Origin of the sequence: Streptococcus caecimuris (assembly GCF_943193075.1) — a bacterium.
Lineage (GTDB): Bacteria > Bacillota > Bacilli > Lactobacillales > Streptococcaceae > Streptococcus > Streptococcus caecimuris.
The window spans coordinates 79,912-101,189 of record NZ_CALPCT010000001.1 but is presented as its reverse complement, the minus strand read 5'-3'; the positions used below and the strand labels follow the sequence as shown (position 1 = coordinate 101,189).

Here is a 21,278-nt window from a genome sequence, read left to right as displayed (position 1 = left end):
AAATAGTATCCTCATCAACAATCCTTTCTATCCACTAACTTTTGGATATAGGATATCCTCCCAAGATTTGCTTCCTCGAGTTAGATAAGTTCACTATCCTCAGTCCTTGTCTGCTTCATTTTCTTTTATGAGATCTTTTTGAGAATCTTTTTCAGAGAGTTTTTGATCGATATACTTGTTAATGGTTTCATAAAATTCCTTGGTCATCTCACTATCTAATTTTGTCGAATTATGGACTTGATTGACTTTCAATTGAACAGATTGAATACCGTAAGAGGCTTGCTTTTGGCGAATTGTTTCTAATTCTTCTTCTGAAATCGGATCTCCAACAACTGTCAAGACTAATTCATTGCTACTTGACTTGTAGACTTGATTAATGATCGTATGATTAGAGAACTCTTTGCCTACAAACTGTTTAATCCCTTCTTTTCGTGCTTGATCCATCGTCAGAGTGACTGCTGAATAGCTGGCTGGAAGAACCAATAATACAATCAAGGATATCAAGCCAATTTTCATTTTAATGTTTAGCTCTTTAAATGAACTTAAGGGAGATTTTCTCATTAAAATTCTTGTTCCAACAATATTGGTTAGCATGATAAAGACACAGTTAATCAAGAAAAGATAGAGAGCCCCGAATAAAAATCGCACATTTCCATTAGCTAAACCATAGCCTGCAGTACAGATAGGTGGCATCAAAGCTGTTGCAATGGCTACGCCAGGCACGATATTGTTTGCTTCTTTTTTCCTTGAACCAATTACACCTGCTATCCCACCAGCAATAGCAATGAGAACATCCCAAATGGTTGGAGATGTTCGTGCAATCAACTCGCTACTTGCATAAGATAAGGGAGTAATCCAGAAATACAGAGTCGAGACAAGCAAACTGACCAATACTTGAGTAAATAAAACCTCTAGAGATTGCTTGATTAAACGCGTATCAAAAATAGCTAAACCGAATCCCAGTCCAACAATCGGTGTCATAAGAGGGGAAATCAGCATGGCTCCAATAATGACAGCTGTTGAATTCATATTTAGACCTATAGAGGCAATAAAAATCGCACACATCAAAATCACTGTATCTCTTAATCGAACATGAAGGTCATCATATAGTTTCTCGCGGAATTCACGTGTTGAATAGTTTCCGGACATTGGTTACTCCTTTTATTTCATATAATCTTGTTTCTGCATGGATGATGGTAGAGAGCCTTCTGTCCAAACTGACATGTTTTTAATTCTTACCTATGATTTTTTTGAACATTATCTTTTAACTATCCATCAGTCCATCCTTGACATTATATCAAAAATTTTACAGTCTTTCTCTGAAGAAATCAATTAATTTAAAAGATAGTGAAGGCAGAAATTTTTGTATCCTTATCCGAAGAAGAAAAACGATATCTCCTCTGAAAGTAGATACCGTTTTAATGTTTAAACATGATGAGTATGTAGCAGGAATCCTAGCTGATATCGCCAACAAATCACGTGTTGAGAAATAATGAAAAAATAAAAAGATTGAGATGTAACGATCTCAGTCTTTTTGCTTTGTCTTATTGGAAAGTCCAGCAATTGAGACTCCACATTTCTTCATAAGTTTGATATAATAAGAAGATAGAGATTGATAAGGAAAAGTAGCATTAGAAACGGGTATGTAAGATGAAAAAAATATTAGTAGTTGATGATGAAAAACCAATTTCAGATATTATCAAATTTAACATGGCAAAAGAAGGCTATGAGGTATTGACAGCCTTTGATGGTCGGGAAGCTTTAGAGGTCTTTGCGGCTGAAAATCCGGATATCATTATTCTAGATTTGATGTTGCCAGAGATTGATGGCTTGGAAGTGGCGCGGACGATTCGTAAGACTAGCAATGTGCCGATCATTGTCCTATCTGCTAAGGATACGGAATTTGATAAGGTCATTGGGCTTGAAATCGGGGCGGATGACTATGTCACCAAACCCTTCTCGAATCGGGAATTGCAAGCGCGTGTGAAAGCCTTGTTGCGTCGTTCTGAGTTTGCGGCTGATCCTCAGCTTGAAAATGAGGCCGATACGGAAATTGTCATTGGTGATCTTCACATTCTTCCAGATGCTTTCTTGGTTCAAAAAGGCAACAAAGAATTGGACTTGACCCATCGCGAATTTGAATTGCTCTATCACCTTGCGACCCATGTCGGTCAAGTGATGACCCGTGAGCACCTTCTTGAGACGGTGTGGGGCTATGATTACTTTGGTGATGTTCGGACAGTAGACGTGACGGTTCGTCGTTTGCGTGAAAAAATCGAGGACACACCGGGACGTCCAGAATATATCTTGACCCGTCGTGGTGTTGGATATTATATGAGAAACAATGATTGATCAACTAAAACAATTTGTAATGTCGTCGAACCTTGTCTTTGTTCTGATTACGGTTGGGTTTATCATTGTGGTAGCCTTGCTTTTGCTAGAAAACCGTAGGGACAATATCAAGCTCAGACAATTAAACGCCAAAATTAAAGATCTGATTGCAGGGGACTATTCTGAAGTGGTCGACATGCAAGGAAGTCCAGAACTGACGGATATGACCAATAGTATCAATGATCTATCTGAGGTCATTCGCCTGACGCATGAAAACTTGGAACAAGAAACCAAGCGTTTGACCAGTATCCTTTCTTACATGACAGACGGGGTGCTTGCGACCAACAGACGCGGTCAGATCATCATGGTCAATGAAATGGCAGCCAAGCAATTGAATGTCAATCCAGATGAGGTGCTCAATACCAGTATTTTAGATTTGCTTTCGCTTGGAGACGACTATGACCTGCGAAGCTTGATTACTGAAGTACCAGAGTTAACCATCGATTCCCAGGATGAAAATGGAGAATACTTAAGCCTTCGTGTGCGCTTTGCCTTGATTCGTCGCGAGTCAGGTTTTATCTCTGGTCTGGTAGCTGTCTTGCACGATACGACAGAGCAGGAAAAGGAAGAACGGGAACGTCGCCTCTTTGTCTCCAATGTAAGTCATGAACTGCGAACACCTTTGACCAGTGTGAAATCCTACCTGGAAGCCCTAGATGATGGCGCTTTGTCAGAGCCGGTGGCACCAGATTTTGTCAAGGTTTCACTGAATGAAACCAACCGCATGATGCGCATGGTCACAGATCTTTTGAGCTTGTCACGGATCGATAATGAAACTAGTCAGTTGGACATCGAGTTGACCAACTTTACGGCCTTTATTACCTTTATTTTAAACCGGTTTGATAAGATCAAGAGTCAATCGCAAGAAGATACCAAGAAGTATGAACTGATCCGTGAATATCCAATCACCCCGATTTGGGTGGAAATTGATACGGATAAAATGACCCAGGTGATCGACAATATCTTGAACAATGCCATCAAGTACTCTCCTGATGGTGGAAAGATCAAGGTAGGGATGAAAACGACAGACGCCCAGTTGATTATCTCCATCTCAGATGAGGGCTTGGGGATTCCCAAGAAAGACTTGCCGCGCATTTTTGATCGCTTTTACCGAGTGGATAAGGCGCGTAGCCGGGCCCAAGGTGGGACTGGTCTGGGCTTAGCCATTGCTAAGGAGATCATTAAGCAGCACAAAGGCTTTATTTGGGCCAAGAGTGAATATGGTAAGGGATCTACCTTTACCATTGTCTTGCCGTACGACAAAGATGCGATTAAAGACGATTGGGATACAGAAGAGGAAGAATAAGGAGTCAATGACAGAAGAGGGATTTAAGTACAGTATTTTAGCTTCAGGTTCTAGTGGAAATTCTTTCTACTTTGAGACACCAAAGAAAAAACTGCTCATTGATGCAGGGCTATCAGGGAAAAAGATTACGGGACTATTGGCTGAAATTGATCGCAAACCAGAAGATTTAGATGCCATTCTGATTACGCACGAACACTCAGACCATATCCATGGTGTGGGTGTTTTAGCGCGGAAATATGGGATGGATCTATATGCCAATGAAGCCACTTGGAAGGCTATGGAAGGGACCAAGTATCTAGGAAAGGTCGATGATGCTCAAAAGCATATCTTTGAAATGGGCAAGACCAAGACTTTCGGAGATATTGATATTGAGAGCTTTGGCGTTAGTCACGATGCTGCAGCCCCTCAATTTTATCGCTTGATGAAGGATGGGAAGAGCTTTGTCATGCTGACGGATACGGGCTATGTGAGCGATCGCTTAGCAGGAATCGTCGCGGATGCGGATGGCTATCTGATTGAGTCCAACCATGATGTAGAGATTCTTCGAGCAGGTTCGTATGCTTGGCGTTTGAAGCAACGGATCTTATCTGATCTGGGCCACCTTTCTAATGAAGATGGGGCAGATGCCATGATCCGGACCTTGGGAAATCGTACCAAGAAGATTTATCTGGGGCATTTGTCAAAAGAGAACAATATCAAAGAATTAGCCCATATGACCATGGAGAACCAACTGGCCAGAGCAGATTTAGCTGTCGGTCATGATTTTGAGGTGCTGGATACATCACCAGACACCGCGACCCCTTTGACGAAGATATAAAATAGAGAAAAGCAACTGTCACCTTGTTAGTTGCTTCCTTTTTTAAATATAGATGTAGGTTTTTTTCTTTTTTTGTTTACTGAAAAGGTTCGAAAATTGTATTGTGTGAAGGAGAAGTAAATGCGCCTTGTTTATCTTACGATTGGTTTTGTGTCTTTGGGATTAGGAATTATTGGGATTCCTTTACCGATTTTACCGACGACTCCCTTTTTATTGCTATCGATGGCCTGCTTTGCTAAAAGTTCCAAACGCTTTGAAACTTGGCTCTACCAAACCAAGCTTTATCAAACCTATGTAGCGGATTACCGAGAGACCAAATCGATTGCCAAAGAACGGAAGAAATGGATTCTTCTTCAGATCTACATTCTGATGGGGATTTCAATCTATCTGGCCCCGATTATTTGGGTGAAGCTTGCTTTAGGGGCTTTGACGATTTTTATCACCTATTATCTCTTAAAAGTGATTCCCAATAAGTCCGAAAATCAAACAGAAGAAGGTCCTGATTAAAATTGGAGAATTCAGGCCCTAGAACTAGGAAAAGAAGTGCGTTCGTGCTTCTTTTTTGGTATAAAAGTAAAAAACCTTGTGTATCAAGGGTTTCCGTGGGTTGACTACGTTTTTGACTACGCTTCGAGAAATTTTAATAAGCGATCTGCAACATCTGACCGCTGTTTGTCATTTAAATGTGTGTACATATCGAGTGTCGTTTGGATATTTGAGTGGCCCAATCTGTCCGATATGGTTTTAGGCTCTATACCAGCTTCGAAAAGCAAACTTGCGTGTGTATGTCGCAGACTATGCACACTAAATTGTTTCAGTTTGTGCTTGCCGAGGAAGTATCGCAGTTCGTTCCGAAAATGAGCAAAGTCGAGGTAACCGCCCTTGGTATTTGTGATGACGATATTTTTGGACTTAACACCTAATTTAAAAAATAGTTTCTTCTGCTCTAATTTCCAATCTTTTAATACCTGTACCGTGCTATCGTCTAGCGAGATCGTCCGTGCGCTTCGTTTGGTTTTAGGTGATTGAGTGGACAGCTTGCCATTAATCGTGACAAGTGTCTTACTAACTGATATCGTCTTATTTTTAAAATCAACATCGGACCATTCAAGGCCTAGCAATTCCCCTCGTCTCAGTCCAGTATAAGCGAGTGTGTGCCATGCAGCATACAGGACAGGTCTGGCATCTTTCTTCGCCAGCGTGAGAAATTTGTTTAATTCTTTTTTGGTGAGTGCTATCTTTTCCTTGCGTGGTTTCTGCTGCTTAGGTCGTATGATCCTATCAACTGGATTGGTCTGGATAATATCCAGATGCACAGCATACTTAAATACACGATTGATGATTGACAGATAATTTAAGTAAGTCACATATTTCTTACTTAATTCTATGACAATCTTTTGCATCTTGGCCACGGACACGCTCTCTATTCGAATTTCCTTAAAATGATGTTCTATGATAGCATTGAGATAGTTCTTTGTATTTTGGTATGTCGTAGGCTTCACAGTCGTTTCATAGCTCTCTAGCCACAGGTCGGCTACCTCTTTAAACGTAGGCTTGCTAGAGTGATCTGTAAAGCCATTCTCTTCAACAGATAGCAGTAGATCCCGTTCTGCTTTCTTTGCTTCCTTTTGCGTTTTAAACCCTCTACGAGTCGTGCGTTTTTGCTTGCCAGTAAATGGATCAACACCAAGATACGCTTGGAGCATATAACGGGTTTCACCGTCTTTGGTTAAATATTTTTTGATCATTGATTTTTACCTCATTTCTTGTTAAAATGGGTATAAGAAAACGACCTTTTGAATGGTTGTTTCTTATAAGAGATTTCCTCATACTCAATTTTTGGCGAAGGAGAGTATGGGGATTTTTTAATAATGTAACCAGATAATATCTTCTGGATGATTACCGAAATCTTTATCGTGACTCACGATTTTAATTTTCCCTTTTGTCATCTTAGTATAGAGAAGGTCGTTGTAGTCTTTCATTTGATGGTAATCATTCAAACTGTTGCGAATATGCCAAAGTTTTATTGGTAAAATCTTACTATACTTCAAAAGGTCATTTTTTACGCTGTCGCAAGCTATTTGATAATTGTTTAAGTAATCTTCAGTTTGTTGGTAATCACGTTTGAACTTAAATCTATTCTTAGTTAATCCATTAGCTCTTACATACTTTTCATAAGCTGTTCTACAAATAACATTGATATACTCTGAAATGATTTGTGAGTTTATGAAGAGCTTGCAATTTTTATTCTGGGCTTCGTCTAAGAAATTTTGATAACCAAAGTCACTGGTCGAAAAAGGTGAGAAAAGATATACCCAAACATTTGTATCAACTAAAAAACTTTCACCCGGTCGTAAGGTATAAGTGTTTAAATCTTTACTAATAGCCATCCTGCATTACCTCATCCTGCAAATCGGCTAATTCTTGTCTTTTTTCTTTGCTATTAGTTAGAACAAGACCAATCTTTTGTAAATGAGAATTGCTGACTGATGATTTTTTTATCTTTACTAACTTTGTTAGTTGGTCTGTTGGTTTTAAGTCATAAAGCTGGCCAATTGCAAGATTTAGAAAAGCTGTGGTCAGTGTTTCAATTCCTGTGAAATCTAGTGTCACCGGTTCATCTTTTTCAACGTATTCTTTAATTTTCTGGAAAACAATTTCTCCAGTGTCAGACAGGATAGCTGATTTATTGTTGATAATCTCAGCAATATTTAGTGTTGTCATATTTGCTCCTTTATATAAACCATTCTTCTAGTAGTCCTGATAAATCTATTGTATCAGAAAGGGAAGTGGTTTGGCAATCATCAAGAAAAATAGTGATGATTGCAAGTGTTCCAGAGATGTTAAACGGGAACTCTAAATAGGTAATATAGCCAGTTTTATCGATGTGATAGTATCCGTTATTCGATACTATTCGAATCTCGCCTTTTCCGTTAAGTTTTTTCTTAAGTAAGTATAATCCGACTCCGCTGTCAAAATTTTCTTTTGTAGAAGTTCCTTTATCAAAAGCCCACTCAAAGTAATCTACTGAATCAGGAAAAGAATGTCCTTTGGTTTTTATGTTTTCTATCATTCCAATACCATTGTCAGATATAGCAAAAGATATGGTTCCCTTTTTACTATCACTAGGTTTACGAGGGTAATGTTGGCCACACATATAGAGTACATCTGAATGAGAATGATCTCGAACGTTATGGATGATTTCTAACAAGGCCTCTTTTATCTCGCCTAAAAAATCCTCAGAGGTTTTAGTCCGAATCTGCCTTAACAACTCATCATCTATATATTCGTCAATTTCTTCGATATTTTCTATATTTCTTCTAAAAAATGGAATGGTGGTGTTATAGGCATCATCTAGCTCATATTTAAGACCGAAATGTTTTAAAAATCCATTTTTTAAAAGGATTTCCTTTGATTTTAGTGAAAGATTATCTAATAAAGCATATACGGTTGCTCCTCTAGCATTAACTTCGCTAAATATCATCCCTAAAAAAACGGTCATTTCAGCATTTATCCAACGGATATTTTCAAAGTTAAAAATAACACTATCTTTTTCTTCTAGAACTGGAAGAATATTCTCTATTTGTTGATAGAGTTCAAGCAGAATGGAATATTCGTTATTCAGAGTTCTTGGTAAAAAAATTTCATATTCCGCCATCTTCACGCTCCTACAATATTCTTAAACTCTTCCTGGATCATAGATCTAATTGTGCTAATAATGAATTAACTAGATTTGTATCTAAATAAATTATTTCTTTCATATTTTCTCCAATATCTTTTGTGAAGGTGATAATAAAAAAATCTAACTAAATAATTTTCTCAAACACCATTGTAGCCTGGATGCGATCTCCTCCACCTAGGCCCTTGCTGCCCCCGTTAGCTGTACTAATGGTAATGGAGTCGGTATCCCTTGGCAACTTGTTTGTTAATCACATCTTCAAGTTCAGTGAGGTTTCCAGATCCAGTACCAAATAACTTTTCTTTAAGTGTTACTTGAAGCACAACATAGTTCAATCCAGTTGCTCCTGAAGCTCCAGAAAAAGAACTTTCTTGTTTAACATTATCAAAAAATCCCATATTATTTCTCTCTTTCTTCCCTGTACACATCCACGACCTTACCGATTATCCTAAAATCACTGTCCGAATTGATCGGTATATCTTTGTATTTCTTGTTAAAACTTCTCAAATAAGCCTTGTCTTTTTCTATGATAAGCTGTTTGATATAGGCTTCTCCCTCGTAGTCAAATACTCCAACCGTACCACTTGGAAGTTCTACCGTCAATTTAACAAAGACATAATCCCCAGATTTATAATCTGGCTCCATGGAATCTCCATAAATCGGACAAACAAAGTCAGCGTCCACCTTCACAGGCAACTGGATTGTCTCTATCTGGACTTCGTTTAGATATTGCCCTGTACCAGCAGATACAGGTTGGTCGTAGTAGTTATATGATGCATACTCTACGACTATATCATGCACCTCAGCAAGTCTCTTCTTAGCTTGCTTTTGTTCTTCAAGTTGCCTCTCTGCACAAGTCAGTACATTACGCTGGTATGGTTCTGGGTCGAGTTTAGATACAACTTTATCAATTTTTTGTGCGATTTCGTTTTTTACAATAGAAGAAGTAGTATCTAATCGAGGATCGATTTGCTCAACAGGAACATCAAAAAAGTCAGCTAGTTTCTTACTATTTGTCTTAGACGGCAATCTCTTTCCAGAAAAATACTGACTCAATGTGCTTTGTGATATTCCAGATTCTCTAACAATATCTTGCTGACTGAGTTTAGCCATTTTTTTAAGTCTGTTTAACTCATTGGCAATTTTTAAACGCATTTCTATCTCAAGAGGCGTCAGTTTATCTCTTCCTACCATAATTGTTTCTTCCTATATTCTTTTAATGAGATTGTACCACAATTTTATATAAAACAAAAATAATTTTTAAAAAAAATAAAAAAAATTATTGACAATATCTCATTAATGAGATATTATAGTCAAGGTTAAGGAATTAACCCAAAACAAAAGAAAGGAAGGACAGTATGCTGAACCGAAGGCAAAAGAAAAAAGACCCTTGGTTGTGTCAACCAAGAGCCACAGTGATATCGGCAATCATCGCACTGATAGCCGTGATTCTCCAACTCTTATTCAAATAAGAGTTGCTCTCGAAGTTGTAGGAGGGGCGAAAGCCCCAACCCTACGACTTAAGTTTAGCATACTGTCCAGAGAAAAGCAATGGACGACAAAAGATGGGAAATCGGTGGTTTAATCGCAGTAGGAGCGATTATTGTAATTGTAATTTTAAATTTAATTAAGTAGGAGGTTCAAGAAATGGCGGACGAAGTAGAAAGAACAGCCCTCAACGAAATTCTGAGAACTGCTCTGTTTAATGTCACAAGAAAGGAGATACTATGGAAACATTAATCATTTCAATATTAACATCTTTTATCGTTTCAACAACAATGATGCACTACCATATACACAGAGTAAATATTTTATATAAAAAATATATGGATTTTGAAAAATCAAGTGTAGAAGAATTCGCCAAATCAATTACAAGCAGACTTCCAAAAAATTCTTCCCCAGAGGAGTGATAGAAAAACACATTTTTTCAACACTTACTTCAGGATGGTCCTGAAGAATATATTGAACAGCGATGCTGCTTCTAATGAAATCATAATTTGAATCATTTGCAGAATATCTATCATCATTAATCTTTAACAAACCTAGCCGTTCTAAGTTCGATAGAGAAGGGGCGAGTTCATTAATCCCTTCAGATCCATTTATAAAGTAGATGATTGGGAATATTATTTTAGAACCACTGTCGGAATTTATTACAGCCTTCATGCAAGGAATTGGGGAGCCTGTTGTGTAATCATGTTCTTTTAAGACTTGGAGAATACGTGCATCTGTTACGTCTAACTGCTTAACAATCTCAACGAAAGAAGGGTGTATGACTGAGTTCTTTCGATCGTCAAATGAACTTGCTAATATTTTCGCAAACATAGAGCGAAGCTCTTCCTCTTCAATATAATATTTAGATGCTTCCAAAGCAGGACCTAATATTTTTAGAGGCGGTTCTTGGATATTTTCTGGCGGGATAGCTGCCACTTCTTGAAGTGTGCTATTTCTGAGATTTTCAACGTCTATTTCATTCTTTGCACGTAATAATGCTGCTTGATTAGAAACGTTATGGCCGTAATTGATATACCACCAATCTTGTAATGTTTGAATAGGTCCAGCGAACACACCGGCTGAAGTAGCTCCTCCTAAAAATCCTGTAATAAGAGGAAGGAAGTCTTGAAATTGGTTAGGATCCATAATTATTATTTCGTTCTTTCTATTAAATTCTTGACTAAAACGGTGAGAGGTCTCAGTCAAGATAGATTATAATGTAAAAGCTTTTATTTGTCAATATATAGTACTAGAAAGGATTGAATGTGTTGTGGATACACAACATATAGTGTTAAAAATTTGGGAAAAGATTGAACAACAATTAAAATCAAAAGGCTGGTCAGTATATCGACTAGCTAAAAAATCGGGTATTTCTCAATCAAATTTTTCCAACTTAAAGGCTGGTAAATTGAAAGAGATGTCTTGGACGAATATGTGCAAATTAGCTGATGCACTGGAGGTCAGCTTGGACGAATTTAGATAGGAGGTGAAAATTACATGGCTAATGCAAATGTTGATGTTGTATACGAAATTTATGCAAATAATATTAATGACGCTATTGATGCAAAAAATAAAATCATCGCCAACACGCTTGACGATGAAAAAGTACATATCAATATTAAAACAAGTGGAGATGTTTGAACTGTAGTTTGTTATGACAATGGAACTAAAATTAGCGAAACGCACGTAACAGCGCCATTGTAGATTGTCTTATAGTGCTTGGAATCTCATCTGTTTTGTTAGATTCATTTAGAGTGTATGACATAGTCAAACCTATATTTGTATCCAGTGTAAAAGTATCTTGGTATACTTTCCTATTGTTATCTCTGTATGAAATCGTGATTTTCGATGATCCTTTAAAATCATCTTCAATATTAGAAGTGAATTTTTGACCAGGAGCAATCATGCTTCCAACAAGAGATTTAAAATTATGCTGATTATAGATACCCAGATTTCCAATAACAGTTATGTCTGTAATGTAGGCGGGTGTCTTACCGAAATTTTTAATTACATAAACTCTTTGTCGGTCCTTTATTTCAAATAAATCGACAAAGACATTTACATATGGCCTAGCCATATCTTCCTCAGCTCGTTTTGTGCGATGAAGGGATACAATATTAAAAAAGAACCCTACTAGAGCAATAACTACAGTTGTATACAATGTCCAAGTTTGGACTTCAAGTTCAGTAAAAGGCATATAAAGCCCTCCTTTCTGTGACTATTATATCAGAAAGGGGTAAAAAAATAAGTGGGTGCAAGAAATAAAACCTTCTATAAGAAATGAATGTTAAGTTGGTAAGATATAGAAACGTGAAAGTTGAAGAAACTTAAAATTCATGGAGCAAACTTACAAACGTGATATTCAACTTATTGGATCAATATCCAAGCACACCTGAAATATAGTAAAAGCAATCAACTGTATCTAACGGATATCTAATGGTAATCGTATTAAAATTTTGGTATACTTAAGAGTATAAATTTATTAGAAAGTAGGCTTCCCATGGAGAAATTACAAACCCTGTTATCGGAACGGTTTCAGATCGTTTTTTCAGATAGCAGTTTATTAGATACCGCTTTTACTCACACCTCTTATGCCAATGAGCACCGCCTCTTAAAAATTTCACATAACGAACGTTTGGAATTTTTAGGAGACGCTGTTCTTCAATTAGTTATTTCCGAATATTTGTATAAGGAACACCCAAACAGACCGGAGGGAGATTTGTCCAAATTCCGTTCTATGATTGTCCGTGAAGAAAGTCTGGCTGGTTTTTCTCGGGATTGCCAATTTGACCATTTCATCAAACTGGGCAAGGGCGAAGAAAAATCTGGTGGCCGGGACCGTGATACGATTCTTGGTGACTTATTTGAAGCCTTTTTAGGTGCTCTTTTACTGGATCAAGGAGTGGAAGCAGTCAAACGATTCATCTATCAGGTCATGATTCCCAAGGTTGAAACGGGTCAATTTTCTCAAGTCATTGACTACAAGACCCGCCTGCAAGAACTGTTACAGGTTCACGGAGATGTGGAGATCCAATACCAAGTGGTTAGCGAGTCCGGTCCAGCTCATGCGAAAGAGTTTGAAGTAGAAGTGTTCGTGAACGGTCAAACGATGGGACATGGTCATGGTCGTTCCAAGAAGTTAGCGGAGCAGGAAGCAGCCCGCAATGCAGTTGAAACGAGGAATGATGGGCCATGTATCTAAAAGAGATTGAAATCCAAGGCTTTAAATCCTTTGCGGATAAGACAAAAGTCGTGTTTGACAAAGGAGTCACTGCTGTTGTAGGGCCCAATGGATCTGGAAAATCAAATATCACGGAGAGCTTGCGCTGGGCCCTGGGGGAATCTAGTGTCAAGAGTTTACGTGGGGGCAAGATGCCTGATGTCATCTTTGCAGGGACAGAATCGCGAAAACCGCTAAATTATGCCTGTGTCACAGTTGTCTTAGATAACCAGGATGGTTTTATCCAACAGGCTGGTAAAGAAATTCGTGTCGAACGGCATATTTATCGTTCAGGAGACAGCGAGTACAAGATCGATGGCAAGAAAGTACGTCTCAGAGATGTTCATGATTTGTTCATGGATACGGGATTGGGACGTGACTCCTTCTCTATTATTTCCCAAGGACGGGTAGAGGAGATCTTTAACTCCAAACCGGAAGAACGCCGGGCTATCTTTGAAGAAGCTGCTGGTGTCTTGAAATTTAAGACGCGGCGTAAGGAAACCGAGACCAAACTCAACCAAACCCAGGAGAATTTGGACCGTCTGGAGGACATCCTCTATGAATTAGAAGGACAGATCCAACCTCTTGAAAAGCAAGCGACTGTCGCTCGCCGTTTCTTGGAATTAGACCAAGAACGGCAGGTTCTATTGCTGGATGTTTTAGTTGCTCAAGTTGATTTGACAAAGGACCTTTATGAAAAGGCTGATCAAGAAGAAAAGGCCATTCAAGAACAGTTGGCTTCTTATTACCAACGTCGTCAGGTCTTAGAAGAAGAGAATGTACGTATCAAGAAAGCCCGCCATCAGTTGGATGAAAGTTTAGCTGAGGACCAGGCCAGCTTACTTGAGGTTACTCGTTTGATCAGTGATTTGGAAAAGCAAATCGAAGTAGCTAAGTTGCAATCGAGTCAAGCAGCCCATAGTCGCAGGGAAAATCTTGAGCGGCTGGATACTGTTTTGGCCCGTCTGGAAGAAGCGAAACAAGAGCTGGCTCAAAAACAAGAGACGCTAGCTGTGCTTCACCAAAGACTGACAGAGAACCGTCAGCAACAAGAAGAGTTGGAAAAAGAATTAGCCAACTACGAAGAAGATCCGGAACAAGTTATTGAGCATCTACGCGAGCAGTATGTCGCGCTCTTGCAGACAGAGGCTGAAAAATCGAATGAGCGGACAGCCATTGAGAGCCGGATCCAAGCACTTCTACAAGAATCTAGCCATCGTCAAGAGGATTTGACCAAGGCACAAACAAACTTTGAAACTGCCAAGGAAAAAGAAGTCCGACAATTGGAAGAGTTGGAGCAGGCACAAGCGACGGTCAAAGGTTTACTAGTAGAATATCAAGAGCAATTGGTAAAAGTGGAGCAGGCCAAAGTTGCCTACCAAGAGGCTCAGACGGCCATGTTTGACTTGATGGATGAGAGCAAAAACAAACGGGCGCGGATCAATAGCTTGGAAGCTATTCAGAAGAACCATAGTAACTTCTATGCAGGAGTCAAGAGCGTTTTGCAAGAAGCAGAACGGTTAGGAGGCATCTGTGGGGCTGTTAGTGAGAATTTGAGTTTCTCAAAAGACTACCAGACAGCGCTTGAAATTGCTCTGGGGGCAAGCAGCCAACAGATCATTGTCGAGGATGAAAAGGCGGCAACACGAGCGATCGATTTCTTGAAACGCAATCGCTTGGGACGTGCAACTTTCCTTCCGCTCACGACCATCAAAGCCCGTCAACTATCCCCTCGGAATCTGGAATTGATTCAAGCCAGTGCAGGATTTCTAGGAATTGCGAGTGACTTAGTGACCTATGAGCATCGTTTTGAACAGATTTTCCAAAACCTGCTTGGCGTAACGGCCATTTTTGATACGACGGAGCATGCGCGTGAGGCGGCCCGTAAAGTCAATTATCAAGTTCGGATGGTGACCTTGGATGGGACTGAATTGCGGACCGGAGGATCATATGCCGGTGGTGCCAATCGTTCCCAAAATACGGTCTTTGTCAAACCAGAATTGGATAGTTTGAAGCAGGAAATGCAAGCTCTGGATGCTTGTTTGAGAGAAGCAGAGCAGGAGGTCGAGACCAAGGACAATCTGCTCAAGCAGGCGCAAGAATACCTGGCCTCTATTCAAAGCCAAGGTGAGCAAGCGCGTCTAGAGCAACAGCGGGCCCAATTGGCCTACCAACAAAGCCAAGAGCAACTGAAAGAAATTCAGGAACTCTTAGAAGCTTTGAAGTCAGAATTGGCAACAGATGCGACCCAGTCTCTCCAAGAAGAGCTGGAATCCCTTACTGAGCAATTAGCAAAAATTGAGCTTCAAAAAGAAAATCTGAATCGCGACATTGAAACCATGAAGTCGGATAAAGATGTTCTGCAACAAAAGGTACAAAACCTGCAAGAGCAATTGGCAGAATTGCGACTTCAACAGACGGAATGGTTGAGCCAACAAAGCTACGAGCAAACAGATGCTCGTCGCTTGGAAGAAACGATCTCCCAGTTGGAAGTAGAAGAGCATCAGTTGCAATTGCTGATTGAACAAGGCGAGGCCAAAGTTCAGACAGTGGATGTGGAGCAGCTAGCCAACCAATTGACGCAGGCACAAGCCAAGAAAACGGACTTGGAACAAGGAGTCATTCGGAAACGCTTTGAGCTGGATGATTTGGAAGGCCAGGCCGAAGATGTGGCAGAACAGATGGAACAAGCGCGCAAGAAAAACGAAGAGTGGATTCGTCAACAAGCCAAGGCTGAAGCGACACGTGAAAAGCATGCGGATCGTTTGAACAAACTCTTAACGCAAATTACCGATGAATTCATGCAAAGCTTTGACCAAGCCAAAGAACAGGCCAAACCTGTTGAAAATCTTGTAGCAGCTGAAAACCAGCTCAAGAGCATCGAAAAAGATATTAAGGCACTTGGTCCAGTCAATGTGGATGCGATCGAGCAGTACGACGAGGTGAAGGGGCGCTTTGATTTCCTTTCCAGCCAGCGTGAGGATGTCTTGGCTGCGAAAAATATGCTTCTGTCTACCATCAACGACATGAATGACGAGGTCAAGGAACGCTTTAAATCAACTTTTGAAGCCATTCGTGAATCCTTTAAAGTCACTTTCCGTCAAATGTTTGGTGGGGGTTCTGCTGATTTGATTCTGACAGAGCCAGATCTTCTGACAGCTGGTGTTGAGATTTCTGTGCAGCCACCTGGTAAAAAGATCCAATCCTTAAACCTCATGAGTGGTGGAGAAAAGGCCTTGTCTGCCTTGGCTCTCCTGTTCTCGATTATTCGTGTCAAGACCATTCCATTTGTCATTCTAGATGAGGTAGAGGCTGCCCTAGATGAGGCCAATGTCAAGCGCTTTGGAGATTATCTGAACCGCTTTGATAAGGAAAGCCAATTTATTGTCGTGACGCACCGGAAGGGAACCATGTCAGCTGCAGATTCCATCTATGGTGTGACCATGCAGGAATCTGGGGTTTCTAAAATCGTCTCAGTAAAATTGAAAGACTTAGAAAATGAAGAATAATGATATTAAATTGATCGCTACGGATATGGATGGAACCTTTCTAAATGACCAACATCAGTACGATCAAGACCTTTTACGCAAGGTATTAGCAAGCTGCAAAGAAAAAGGCATCTATTTTGCTGCTGCGAGTGGCCGTGCCCTCCTTTCTCTCAAATCCCTCTTTAAAGGATTTGAGGACCAGATGATTTTCATTGCTGAAAATGGTAGTGTGGTAGAATTTCATGGAGAAGATCTCTACGAAGCGACCATGTCCAAAGACTTTTATTTGGGTGTTTTTGAGGCTTTGAAATCCTCTCCTTATGCAGACCCGAATAAGCTTCTTTTGACTGGGAAAAAAGGGAGCTATGTCTTAGAAACAGTAGATCCCGACTATCTGGCCTTGAGTCAACACTACAATGAAAATATTCAAAAAGTGAAAAGTCTAGCGGATATTCAGGATGAAATTTTCAAATTGACCACCAACTTTGATGCAGCTCTTGTGCTTGAAGGTGAGCAATGGGTCACTGAGAATATCCCCGGTGTCAAAGCGATGACGACAGGTTTTGAATCGATTGATATTGTCCTCGATTATGTCGATAAGGGAGTGGCCATTACCGCCTTAGCGGATAAACTAGGGATCTCGATGGATCAGGTGATGGCTTTCGGGGATAACTTAAATGACCTCCATATGATGCAAGTCGTGGGCCATCCTGTAGCGCCAGAAAATGCACGTCCTGAAATCTTGGCGATTGCTGAAAAAGTTATCGGCCACCATGCGACTGGTTCTGTCCTCCGCTACATGGAGGAAATTGTATGAGTCAGATTTCCTTGATTGCGCTGGATTTAGATGGGACCCTTCTCAATTCTGAAAAAAAGATCTCCCCTCGTAATAGAGCAGCCCTCGCTGCTGCACAGGCCCAAGGTGTCAAGGTGGTTCTAACCACTGGTCGTCCCTTGAAAGCCATGGATTTTCTTTTGGAAGAATTGGGAACAGCAGGCCTCAAAGAAGAGTATACGATTACCTTCAACGGTGGTCTAGTGCAGCGAAATAATGGAGAAATCCTCTCAAAAGTTGTCTTGGCACCAGAAGATGTCGCAACCATTCATGATGAAACAGCCCGTCTAGGCCTTCCGCTGGATGCTATCAGTGAGGGAACGGTTTATGAGATTCATGCAGATCGAAAGTCTCTCTATTCCCTTTACAATCCCTACCTGAACTTTATTGAGACAGATTTTAAAGACCTGCCATCCACGATTTCCTACAACAAGTGTGTGACAGCCATCGATCAAGACTTTTTAGATGCAGCGATCAAGCAGATCAAGCCGGACTTATTTCAAGACTATGAAATTTTTAAATCTCGGGAAATGTTGCTGGAATGGTGCCCTAAAAATGTTCATAAGGCAACGGGCTTAGCAGCTCTGGCTTCTATTTTGGGTCTTGAGGCAGATCAAGTCATGGCCTGTGGAGATGAAGCCAATGACCTGTCTATGATACAATGGGCTGGACTGGGGGTTGCCATGGGCAATGCGATTCCAGCAGTGAAGGAAGTTGCAACGCTTGTGGCCCCTGTGACCAATGACCAAGATGCCGTCGCATGGGCGATTGAAAATTATGTGCTAAAGGAGAGTGAATAAATGGGATTATTTGATCGTTTATTTGGAAAAAAAGAAGAAACTGAAAAAGTGCTTCCGTCTTCTGAAGAAGTGACGGAAAGTACGGAGGTTGAAGAAACTGTCAAAGAGGAGCCGACGGCTACCCAAAATGACAAGGAAGAGCAAAAAATCGCTGATATGGAGGCTTACTACCAAGAGCTCAAAGCGCGAATTGCAGCCACTCATCAACCTGTTTCAACCGTTGCTCAAGAAGAGCCGGCAGAGGAACCTCTTGTTGAAGAAATAGGAACTTCAGAGACTCCTGAAGTTCAAGAACCGGTAGAGGAGTCTCCAGTTGCCTTTGAACCTGCTCAAACAGAAGCAAGTCCTGAAGAAGTTTCACCACTAGCTGATGAAACGGAGACTGAGCCTCTTGAAGAAGTGAAAATTGAAGCGGAAGTTACTGAAAATGGTGAGGAAGCAGATGGGGCTAATGGTTCAGAAATGGAAGAAGAGTCATCGATGGCCTCTCCATCATCTGAAGCTGAGCTAGTAGAAGGGAACACGACAGAAGAGGAGGCTCCAGAACTAGTAGAAGCTCAGGATGAGGTTTCAGAACCTGAAGTATCAGAAACGATCGCTCAAGTGGAGGAAACTTCAGAAGTAGCAGAAGCCGAGTCCAGACTTCCGGAAGGAGAAGCTGCATCAGTCGTTGAGGAAAAGACTGTTGAAGAGGCAGAGGAGCCAATTCAAGACGAGGTTGAGCCTCAGCAAGAAACCATTCAGGAAAAATACGATCGTAGCTTGAAAAAGACACGAACTGGATTTGGAGCACGCCTCAATGCCTTCTTTGCCAATTTCCGTTCAGTCGATGAAGAATTCTTTGAAGAATTGGAAGAACTCTTGATCATGAGTGACGTAGGGGTTCAAGTGGCCTCTAATTTAACCGAAGAGTTGCGCTATGAAGCCCGTTTGGAAAATGCCAAAAAACCAGATGCTCTCAAGCGCGTGATCATCGAAAAATTGGTGGACTTGTATGAAAAGGATGGCCAATTTAATGAAGCCATTCGTTTTCAAGATGGTCTTACGGTCATGCTCTTTGTTGGGGTCAATGGAGTTGGTAAAACAACCTCTATCGGGAAGTTAGCCCACCGCTACAAACAAGAAGGCAAGAAAGTCATGTTGGTTGCAGCAGATACTTTCCGTGCAGGAGCAGTAGCTCAACTGGCAGAATGGGGACGCCGCGTAGATGTTCCAGTTGTGACAGGTCCTGAAAAATCAGATCCTGCTAGTGTCGTCTTTGATGGAATGGAACGCGCGATCGCTGAAAACATTGATGTTCTGATGATTGATACAGCTGGTCGTCTGCAAAACAAGGACAACCTCATGGCCGAGCTGGAAAAAATCGGTCGCATTATCAAGCGTGTGGTACCTGATGCTCCGCATGAAACCTTGCTAGCCCTCGATGCATCAACCGGTCAAAATGCCTTGGTGCAAGCTAAAGAATTTTCAAAAATTACGCCTGTGACAGGAATTGTATTGACCAAGATCGATGGAACGGCTCGAGGTGGGGTCGTCCTTGCGATCCGTGAAGAGTTGGACATTCCAGTGAAGTTGATTGGTTTCGGAGAAAAGATTGATGACATCGGACCATTCCACTCAGAAAACTTCATGAGAGGCCTCTTGGAAGGCTTGATTTAAGAGTCGAATAGAAAAAGACAAATTGTTGGAAGAACAATTTGTCTTTTTGTTTCCTTGCGCTATCAAAAAAACCACCCGAAGGTGGCTTTCCTTAATTCTTAGGTTCAGGTTTCCAAACCCATTCGGCTCCGTATTCTGCAAGGAGATCATCGGATGCAGTTGGTCCCATGGATCCAGACTTGTATTCATAGAGTGGTGCTCCATTTTCGGCCCATAGTTTTTCAATCCGGTCAATCAATTGCCATGAAGCACGGACTTCGTGCCAGTGGCTGTAATTGGTTGAGTCATTGTTCAAAACGTCGAAAATTAATTTTTCATAAGGCTCTGGTGAAGCCCCAGTTGCAGTCGCATCTGTTTCATAATCAAAGGAAATTGGTGCGATGCTGAATTTTTCTCCGACCTCTTTTCCGTTGATGCTCAATGAGAAACCTTCATTTGGTTGGATATAAATTGTCAAGACATTTGGTTGCAAGCTATGTCCAAAGATGGAGTCGGTTTGCTTGAAGACCACATTGACCATGGTTCCTTTTTGCGTCAAGCGTTTTCCGGTACGGAAGAAGAAAGGCACACCGCGGAAGCGATCGCTATCAACAAAGAACGTACCAGAAGCATAGGTCTCCGTAGTAGATTCAGGGTCGACATTGGGCTCACTGCGATAAGAGATATCTTTTTTCCCTTTGATCGTACCTGAATGGTATTGACCACGGATAAAGAATTTCTTCAATTCGTCATCTGTTGGATTGTGCAATTGCTCAAATACTTTTACTTTTTCAGCCCGAATCGCATCCTTGGTAAAGGTAGCTGGTTTATCCATGGCAAGCAAAGACAAAAGCTGAAGGGTATGGTTTTGCACCATATCTCGAAGGGCCCCCGAGTGATCATAGTAGCCACCGCGTTCTTCAACTCCTAAGCGTTCAGCGAAGGTAATTTGGATATTGTCAATAAAATCTCGATTCCAAAGATTATCAAAAATAAGATTTCCAAAACGAATGGCAAAGATATTTTGGATCATTTCTTTTCCAAGGTAATGGTCGATACGGAAGATTTGTTCTTCATCAAAGGTTTCTTCCAATTCCTTGTTGAGCTGACTAGCCGTTTCTAGGTCTGTACCGAAAGGTTTTTCAACGATCAAGCGCTCAAAACCTTGTCCATCCACAATGCCTTCTGATTTGAGGTGTTTAGCAATGGTTCCAAAAAATTGAGGAGCCATGGACAAGAAGAAGACCTTGTTGTGTTCCGTTTGGTATTTTTCATCCAAGCTATTTTGCAATTCGCGCAGGGCGATGTAATGTTCGGTATCATTAACATCATGACTTTGGTAGTAGAAATGACTGGCGAATTCTTGGGCTTGTTGAGGGCTATCTGCCAGGTCTGTGATGGATTCTACCACGACTGATTCAAAGTATTCCTTGCTCCATGGTCTGCGGGCTGTTCCGATAACCGCAAAGTTTTCAGATAGATTTCCTGATTTATAGAGTCTAAAAAGGGATGGATAGAGTTTGCGCTTGGCTAAATCTCCACTGGCCCCGAAAATGGTTACAATAACTTTTGAAGACATTTAAGTACCTATTTCCTATTTTATTAACCATATT

General features: G+C 40.7%; 20 protein-coding genes and 1 pseudogene. 11 read left to right on the top strand and 10 right to left on the bottom strand.

Annotated elements, in window-relative coordinates; translation table 11 throughout:
* Window positions 1-99: 99 nt before the first annotated feature.
* Window positions 100-1,149: a TIGR00341 family protein gene (locus NFR56_RS00485; protein ID WP_134974120.1), complete on the bottom strand. Its 1,050-nt coding sequence runs from the start codon at window positions 1,147-1,149 to the stop codon at window positions 100-102.
* 501 nt (window positions 1,150-1,650) lie between these two features.
* Between NFR56_RS00485 and yycF the strand changes: the two genes are divergently transcribed.
* The 4 genes from yycF to NFR56_RS00465 all read left to right on the top strand — a co-directional run bounded on the left by yycF (window position 1,651) and on the right by NFR56_RS00465 (window position 5,021).
* Window positions 1,651-2,352: a response regulator YycF gene (gene yycF, locus NFR56_RS00480; protein ID WP_003008151.1), complete on the top strand. Its 702-nt coding sequence runs from the start codon at window positions 1,651-1,653 to the stop codon at window positions 2,350-2,352.
* Window positions 2,345-3,697 carry a cell wall metabolism sensor histidine kinase VicK gene (vicK, locus tag NFR56_RS00475; RefSeq protein ID WP_134974119.1) on the top strand — a complete coding sequence of 451 codons (1,353 nt, stop codon included), beginning with the start codon at window positions 2,345-2,347 and terminating at the stop codon, window positions 3,695-3,697. Before yycF ends, vicK begins: the two co-directional genes overlap by 8 nt.
* A gap of 7 nt (window positions 3,698-3,704) precedes the next feature.
* The gene (locus tag NFR56_RS00470; protein ID WP_049485713.1) at window positions 3,705-4,514 is read left to right on the top strand and encodes an exodeoxyribonuclease WalJ; all 810 of its coding nucleotides are present in this window, start codon (window positions 3,705-3,707) and stop codon (window positions 4,512-4,514) included.
* 120 nt (window positions 4,515-4,634) lie between these two features.
* Window positions 4,635-5,021, top strand: a complete 387-nt coding sequence (locus NFR56_RS00465; RefSeq protein ID WP_134974118.1) for a YbaN family protein — start codon at window positions 4,635-4,637, stop codon at window positions 5,019-5,021.
* Window positions 5,022-5,137: 116 nt separating this feature from the next.
* On the opposite strand, the gene NFR56_RS00460 is transcribed toward NFR56_RS00465, so the two are convergent.
* The 7 genes and pseudogenes from NFR56_RS00460 to NFR56_RS00430 all read right to left on the bottom strand — a co-directional run bounded on the left by NFR56_RS00460 (window position 5,138) and on the right by NFR56_RS00430 (window position 10,830).
* Window positions 5,138-6,262 (bottom strand): site-specific integrase, encoded by a 1,125-nt coding sequence (locus tag NFR56_RS00460; protein ID WP_134974117.1) that lies wholly within the window; start codon window positions 6,260-6,262, stop codon window positions 5,138-5,140.
* Window positions 6,263-6,379: 117 nt separating this feature from the next.
* Window positions 6,380-6,904: a type II toxin-antitoxin system VapC family toxin gene (locus NFR56_RS00455; protein ID WP_134974116.1), complete on the bottom strand. Its 525-nt coding sequence runs from the start codon at window positions 6,902-6,904 to the stop codon at window positions 6,380-6,382.
* Complete coding sequence (locus NFR56_RS00450; RefSeq protein ID WP_134974115.1) at window positions 6,894-7,238, bottom strand: STAS-like domain-containing protein; 345 nt, start codon at window positions 7,236-7,238, stop codon at window positions 6,894-6,896. Before NFR56_RS00450 ends, NFR56_RS00455 begins: the two co-directional genes overlap by 11 nt.
* Before the next feature lie 10 nt (window positions 7,239-7,248).
* Window positions 7,249-8,172, bottom strand: a complete 924-nt coding sequence (locus NFR56_RS00445) for an ATP-binding protein (protein ID WP_134974114.1) — start codon at window positions 8,170-8,172, stop codon at window positions 7,249-7,251.
* Window positions 8,173-8,320: 148 nt separating this feature from the next.
* Window positions 8,321-8,591, bottom strand: a pseudogene (locus tag NFR56_RS00440) (DUF4177 domain-containing protein).
* A 1-nt stretch (window position 8,592) separates the two neighbouring features.
* Window positions 8,593-9,387 carry an XRE family transcriptional regulator gene (locus NFR56_RS00435; protein WP_251457028.1) on the bottom strand — a complete coding sequence of 265 codons (795 nt, stop codon included), beginning with the start codon at window positions 9,385-9,387 and terminating at the stop codon, window positions 8,593-8,595.
* A 675-nt stretch (window positions 9,388-10,062) separates the two neighbouring features.
* A complete protein-coding gene (locus NFR56_RS00430) occupies window positions 10,063-10,830 on the bottom strand; it encodes a DUF4393 domain-containing protein (RefSeq protein ID WP_134974112.1) in 768 nt (255 codons plus the stop codon).
* Window positions 10,831-10,954: 124 nt separating this feature from the next.
* Between NFR56_RS00430 and NFR56_RS00425 the strand changes: the two genes are divergently transcribed.
* Both NFR56_RS00425 and NFR56_RS00420 read left to right on the top strand, forming a co-directional pair.
* On the top strand, window positions 10,955-11,167 hold the full coding sequence (locus tag NFR56_RS00425) for a helix-turn-helix domain-containing protein (protein ID WP_420910730.1): 213 nt from the start codon (window positions 10,955-10,957) through the stop codon (window positions 11,165-11,167).
* 14 nt (window positions 11,168-11,181) lie between these two features.
* Window positions 11,182-11,325 (top strand): hypothetical protein, encoded by a 144-nt coding sequence (locus tag NFR56_RS00420; RefSeq protein ID WP_251457025.1) that lies wholly within the window; start codon window positions 11,182-11,184, stop codon window positions 11,323-11,325.
* A 31-nt stretch (window positions 11,326-11,356) separates the two neighbouring features.
* Here NFR56_RS00420 and NFR56_RS00415 read toward each other — a convergent pair whose 3' ends face one another.
* Window positions 11,357-11,881, bottom strand: coding sequence for a DUF8453 domain-containing protein (locus tag NFR56_RS00415; protein ID WP_134974111.1), 525 nt, complete (start codon window positions 11,879-11,881; stop codon window positions 11,357-11,359).
* A gap of 303 nt (window positions 11,882-12,184) precedes the next feature.
* Between NFR56_RS00415 and rnc the strand changes: the two genes are divergently transcribed.
* From rnc to ftsY, 5 genes are read left to right on the top strand one after another with little or no spacing between them, the layout of a single operon-like run.
* Window positions 12,185-12,886 carry a ribonuclease III gene (gene rnc, locus NFR56_RS00410; protein WP_134974110.1) on the top strand — a complete coding sequence of 234 codons (702 nt, stop codon included), beginning with the start codon at window positions 12,185-12,187 and terminating at the stop codon, window positions 12,884-12,886.
* Window positions 12,877-16,413 carry a chromosome segregation protein SMC gene (smc, locus tag NFR56_RS00405; RefSeq protein ID WP_134974109.1) on the top strand — a complete coding sequence of 1,179 codons (3,537 nt, stop codon included), beginning with the start codon at window positions 12,877-12,879 and terminating at the stop codon, window positions 16,411-16,413. The genes rnc and smc overlap by 10 nt, the downstream gene beginning before the upstream one ends.
* Entirely contained in the window at window positions 16,403-17,209 is an 807-nt protein-coding gene (locus tag NFR56_RS00400) for a Cof-type HAD-IIB family hydrolase (protein ID WP_024054730.1), read from the top strand. Before smc ends, NFR56_RS00400 begins: the two co-directional genes overlap by 11 nt.
* Window positions 17,206-18,027 carry a Cof-type HAD-IIB family hydrolase gene (locus tag NFR56_RS00395; RefSeq protein WP_251457022.1) on the top strand — a complete coding sequence of 274 codons (822 nt, stop codon included), beginning with the start codon at window positions 17,206-17,208 and terminating at the stop codon, window positions 18,025-18,027. The genes NFR56_RS00400 and NFR56_RS00395 overlap by 4 nt, the downstream gene beginning before the upstream one ends.
* Window positions 18,028-19,686, top strand: a complete 1,659-nt coding sequence (gene ftsY, locus NFR56_RS00390) for a signal recognition particle-docking protein FtsY (RefSeq protein WP_251457019.1) — start codon at window positions 18,028-18,030, stop codon at window positions 19,684-19,686. It begins immediately after the preceding gene.
* A 91-nt stretch (window positions 19,687-19,777) separates the two neighbouring features.
* Here ftsY and zwf read toward each other — a convergent pair whose 3' ends face one another.
* Window positions 19,778-21,244 (bottom strand): glucose-6-phosphate dehydrogenase, encoded by a 1,467-nt coding sequence (gene zwf / locus NFR56_RS00385; RefSeq protein ID WP_023918710.1) that lies wholly within the window; start codon window positions 21,242-21,244, stop codon window positions 19,778-19,780.
* Between the last annotated feature and the right edge of the window lie 34 nt (window positions 21,245-21,278).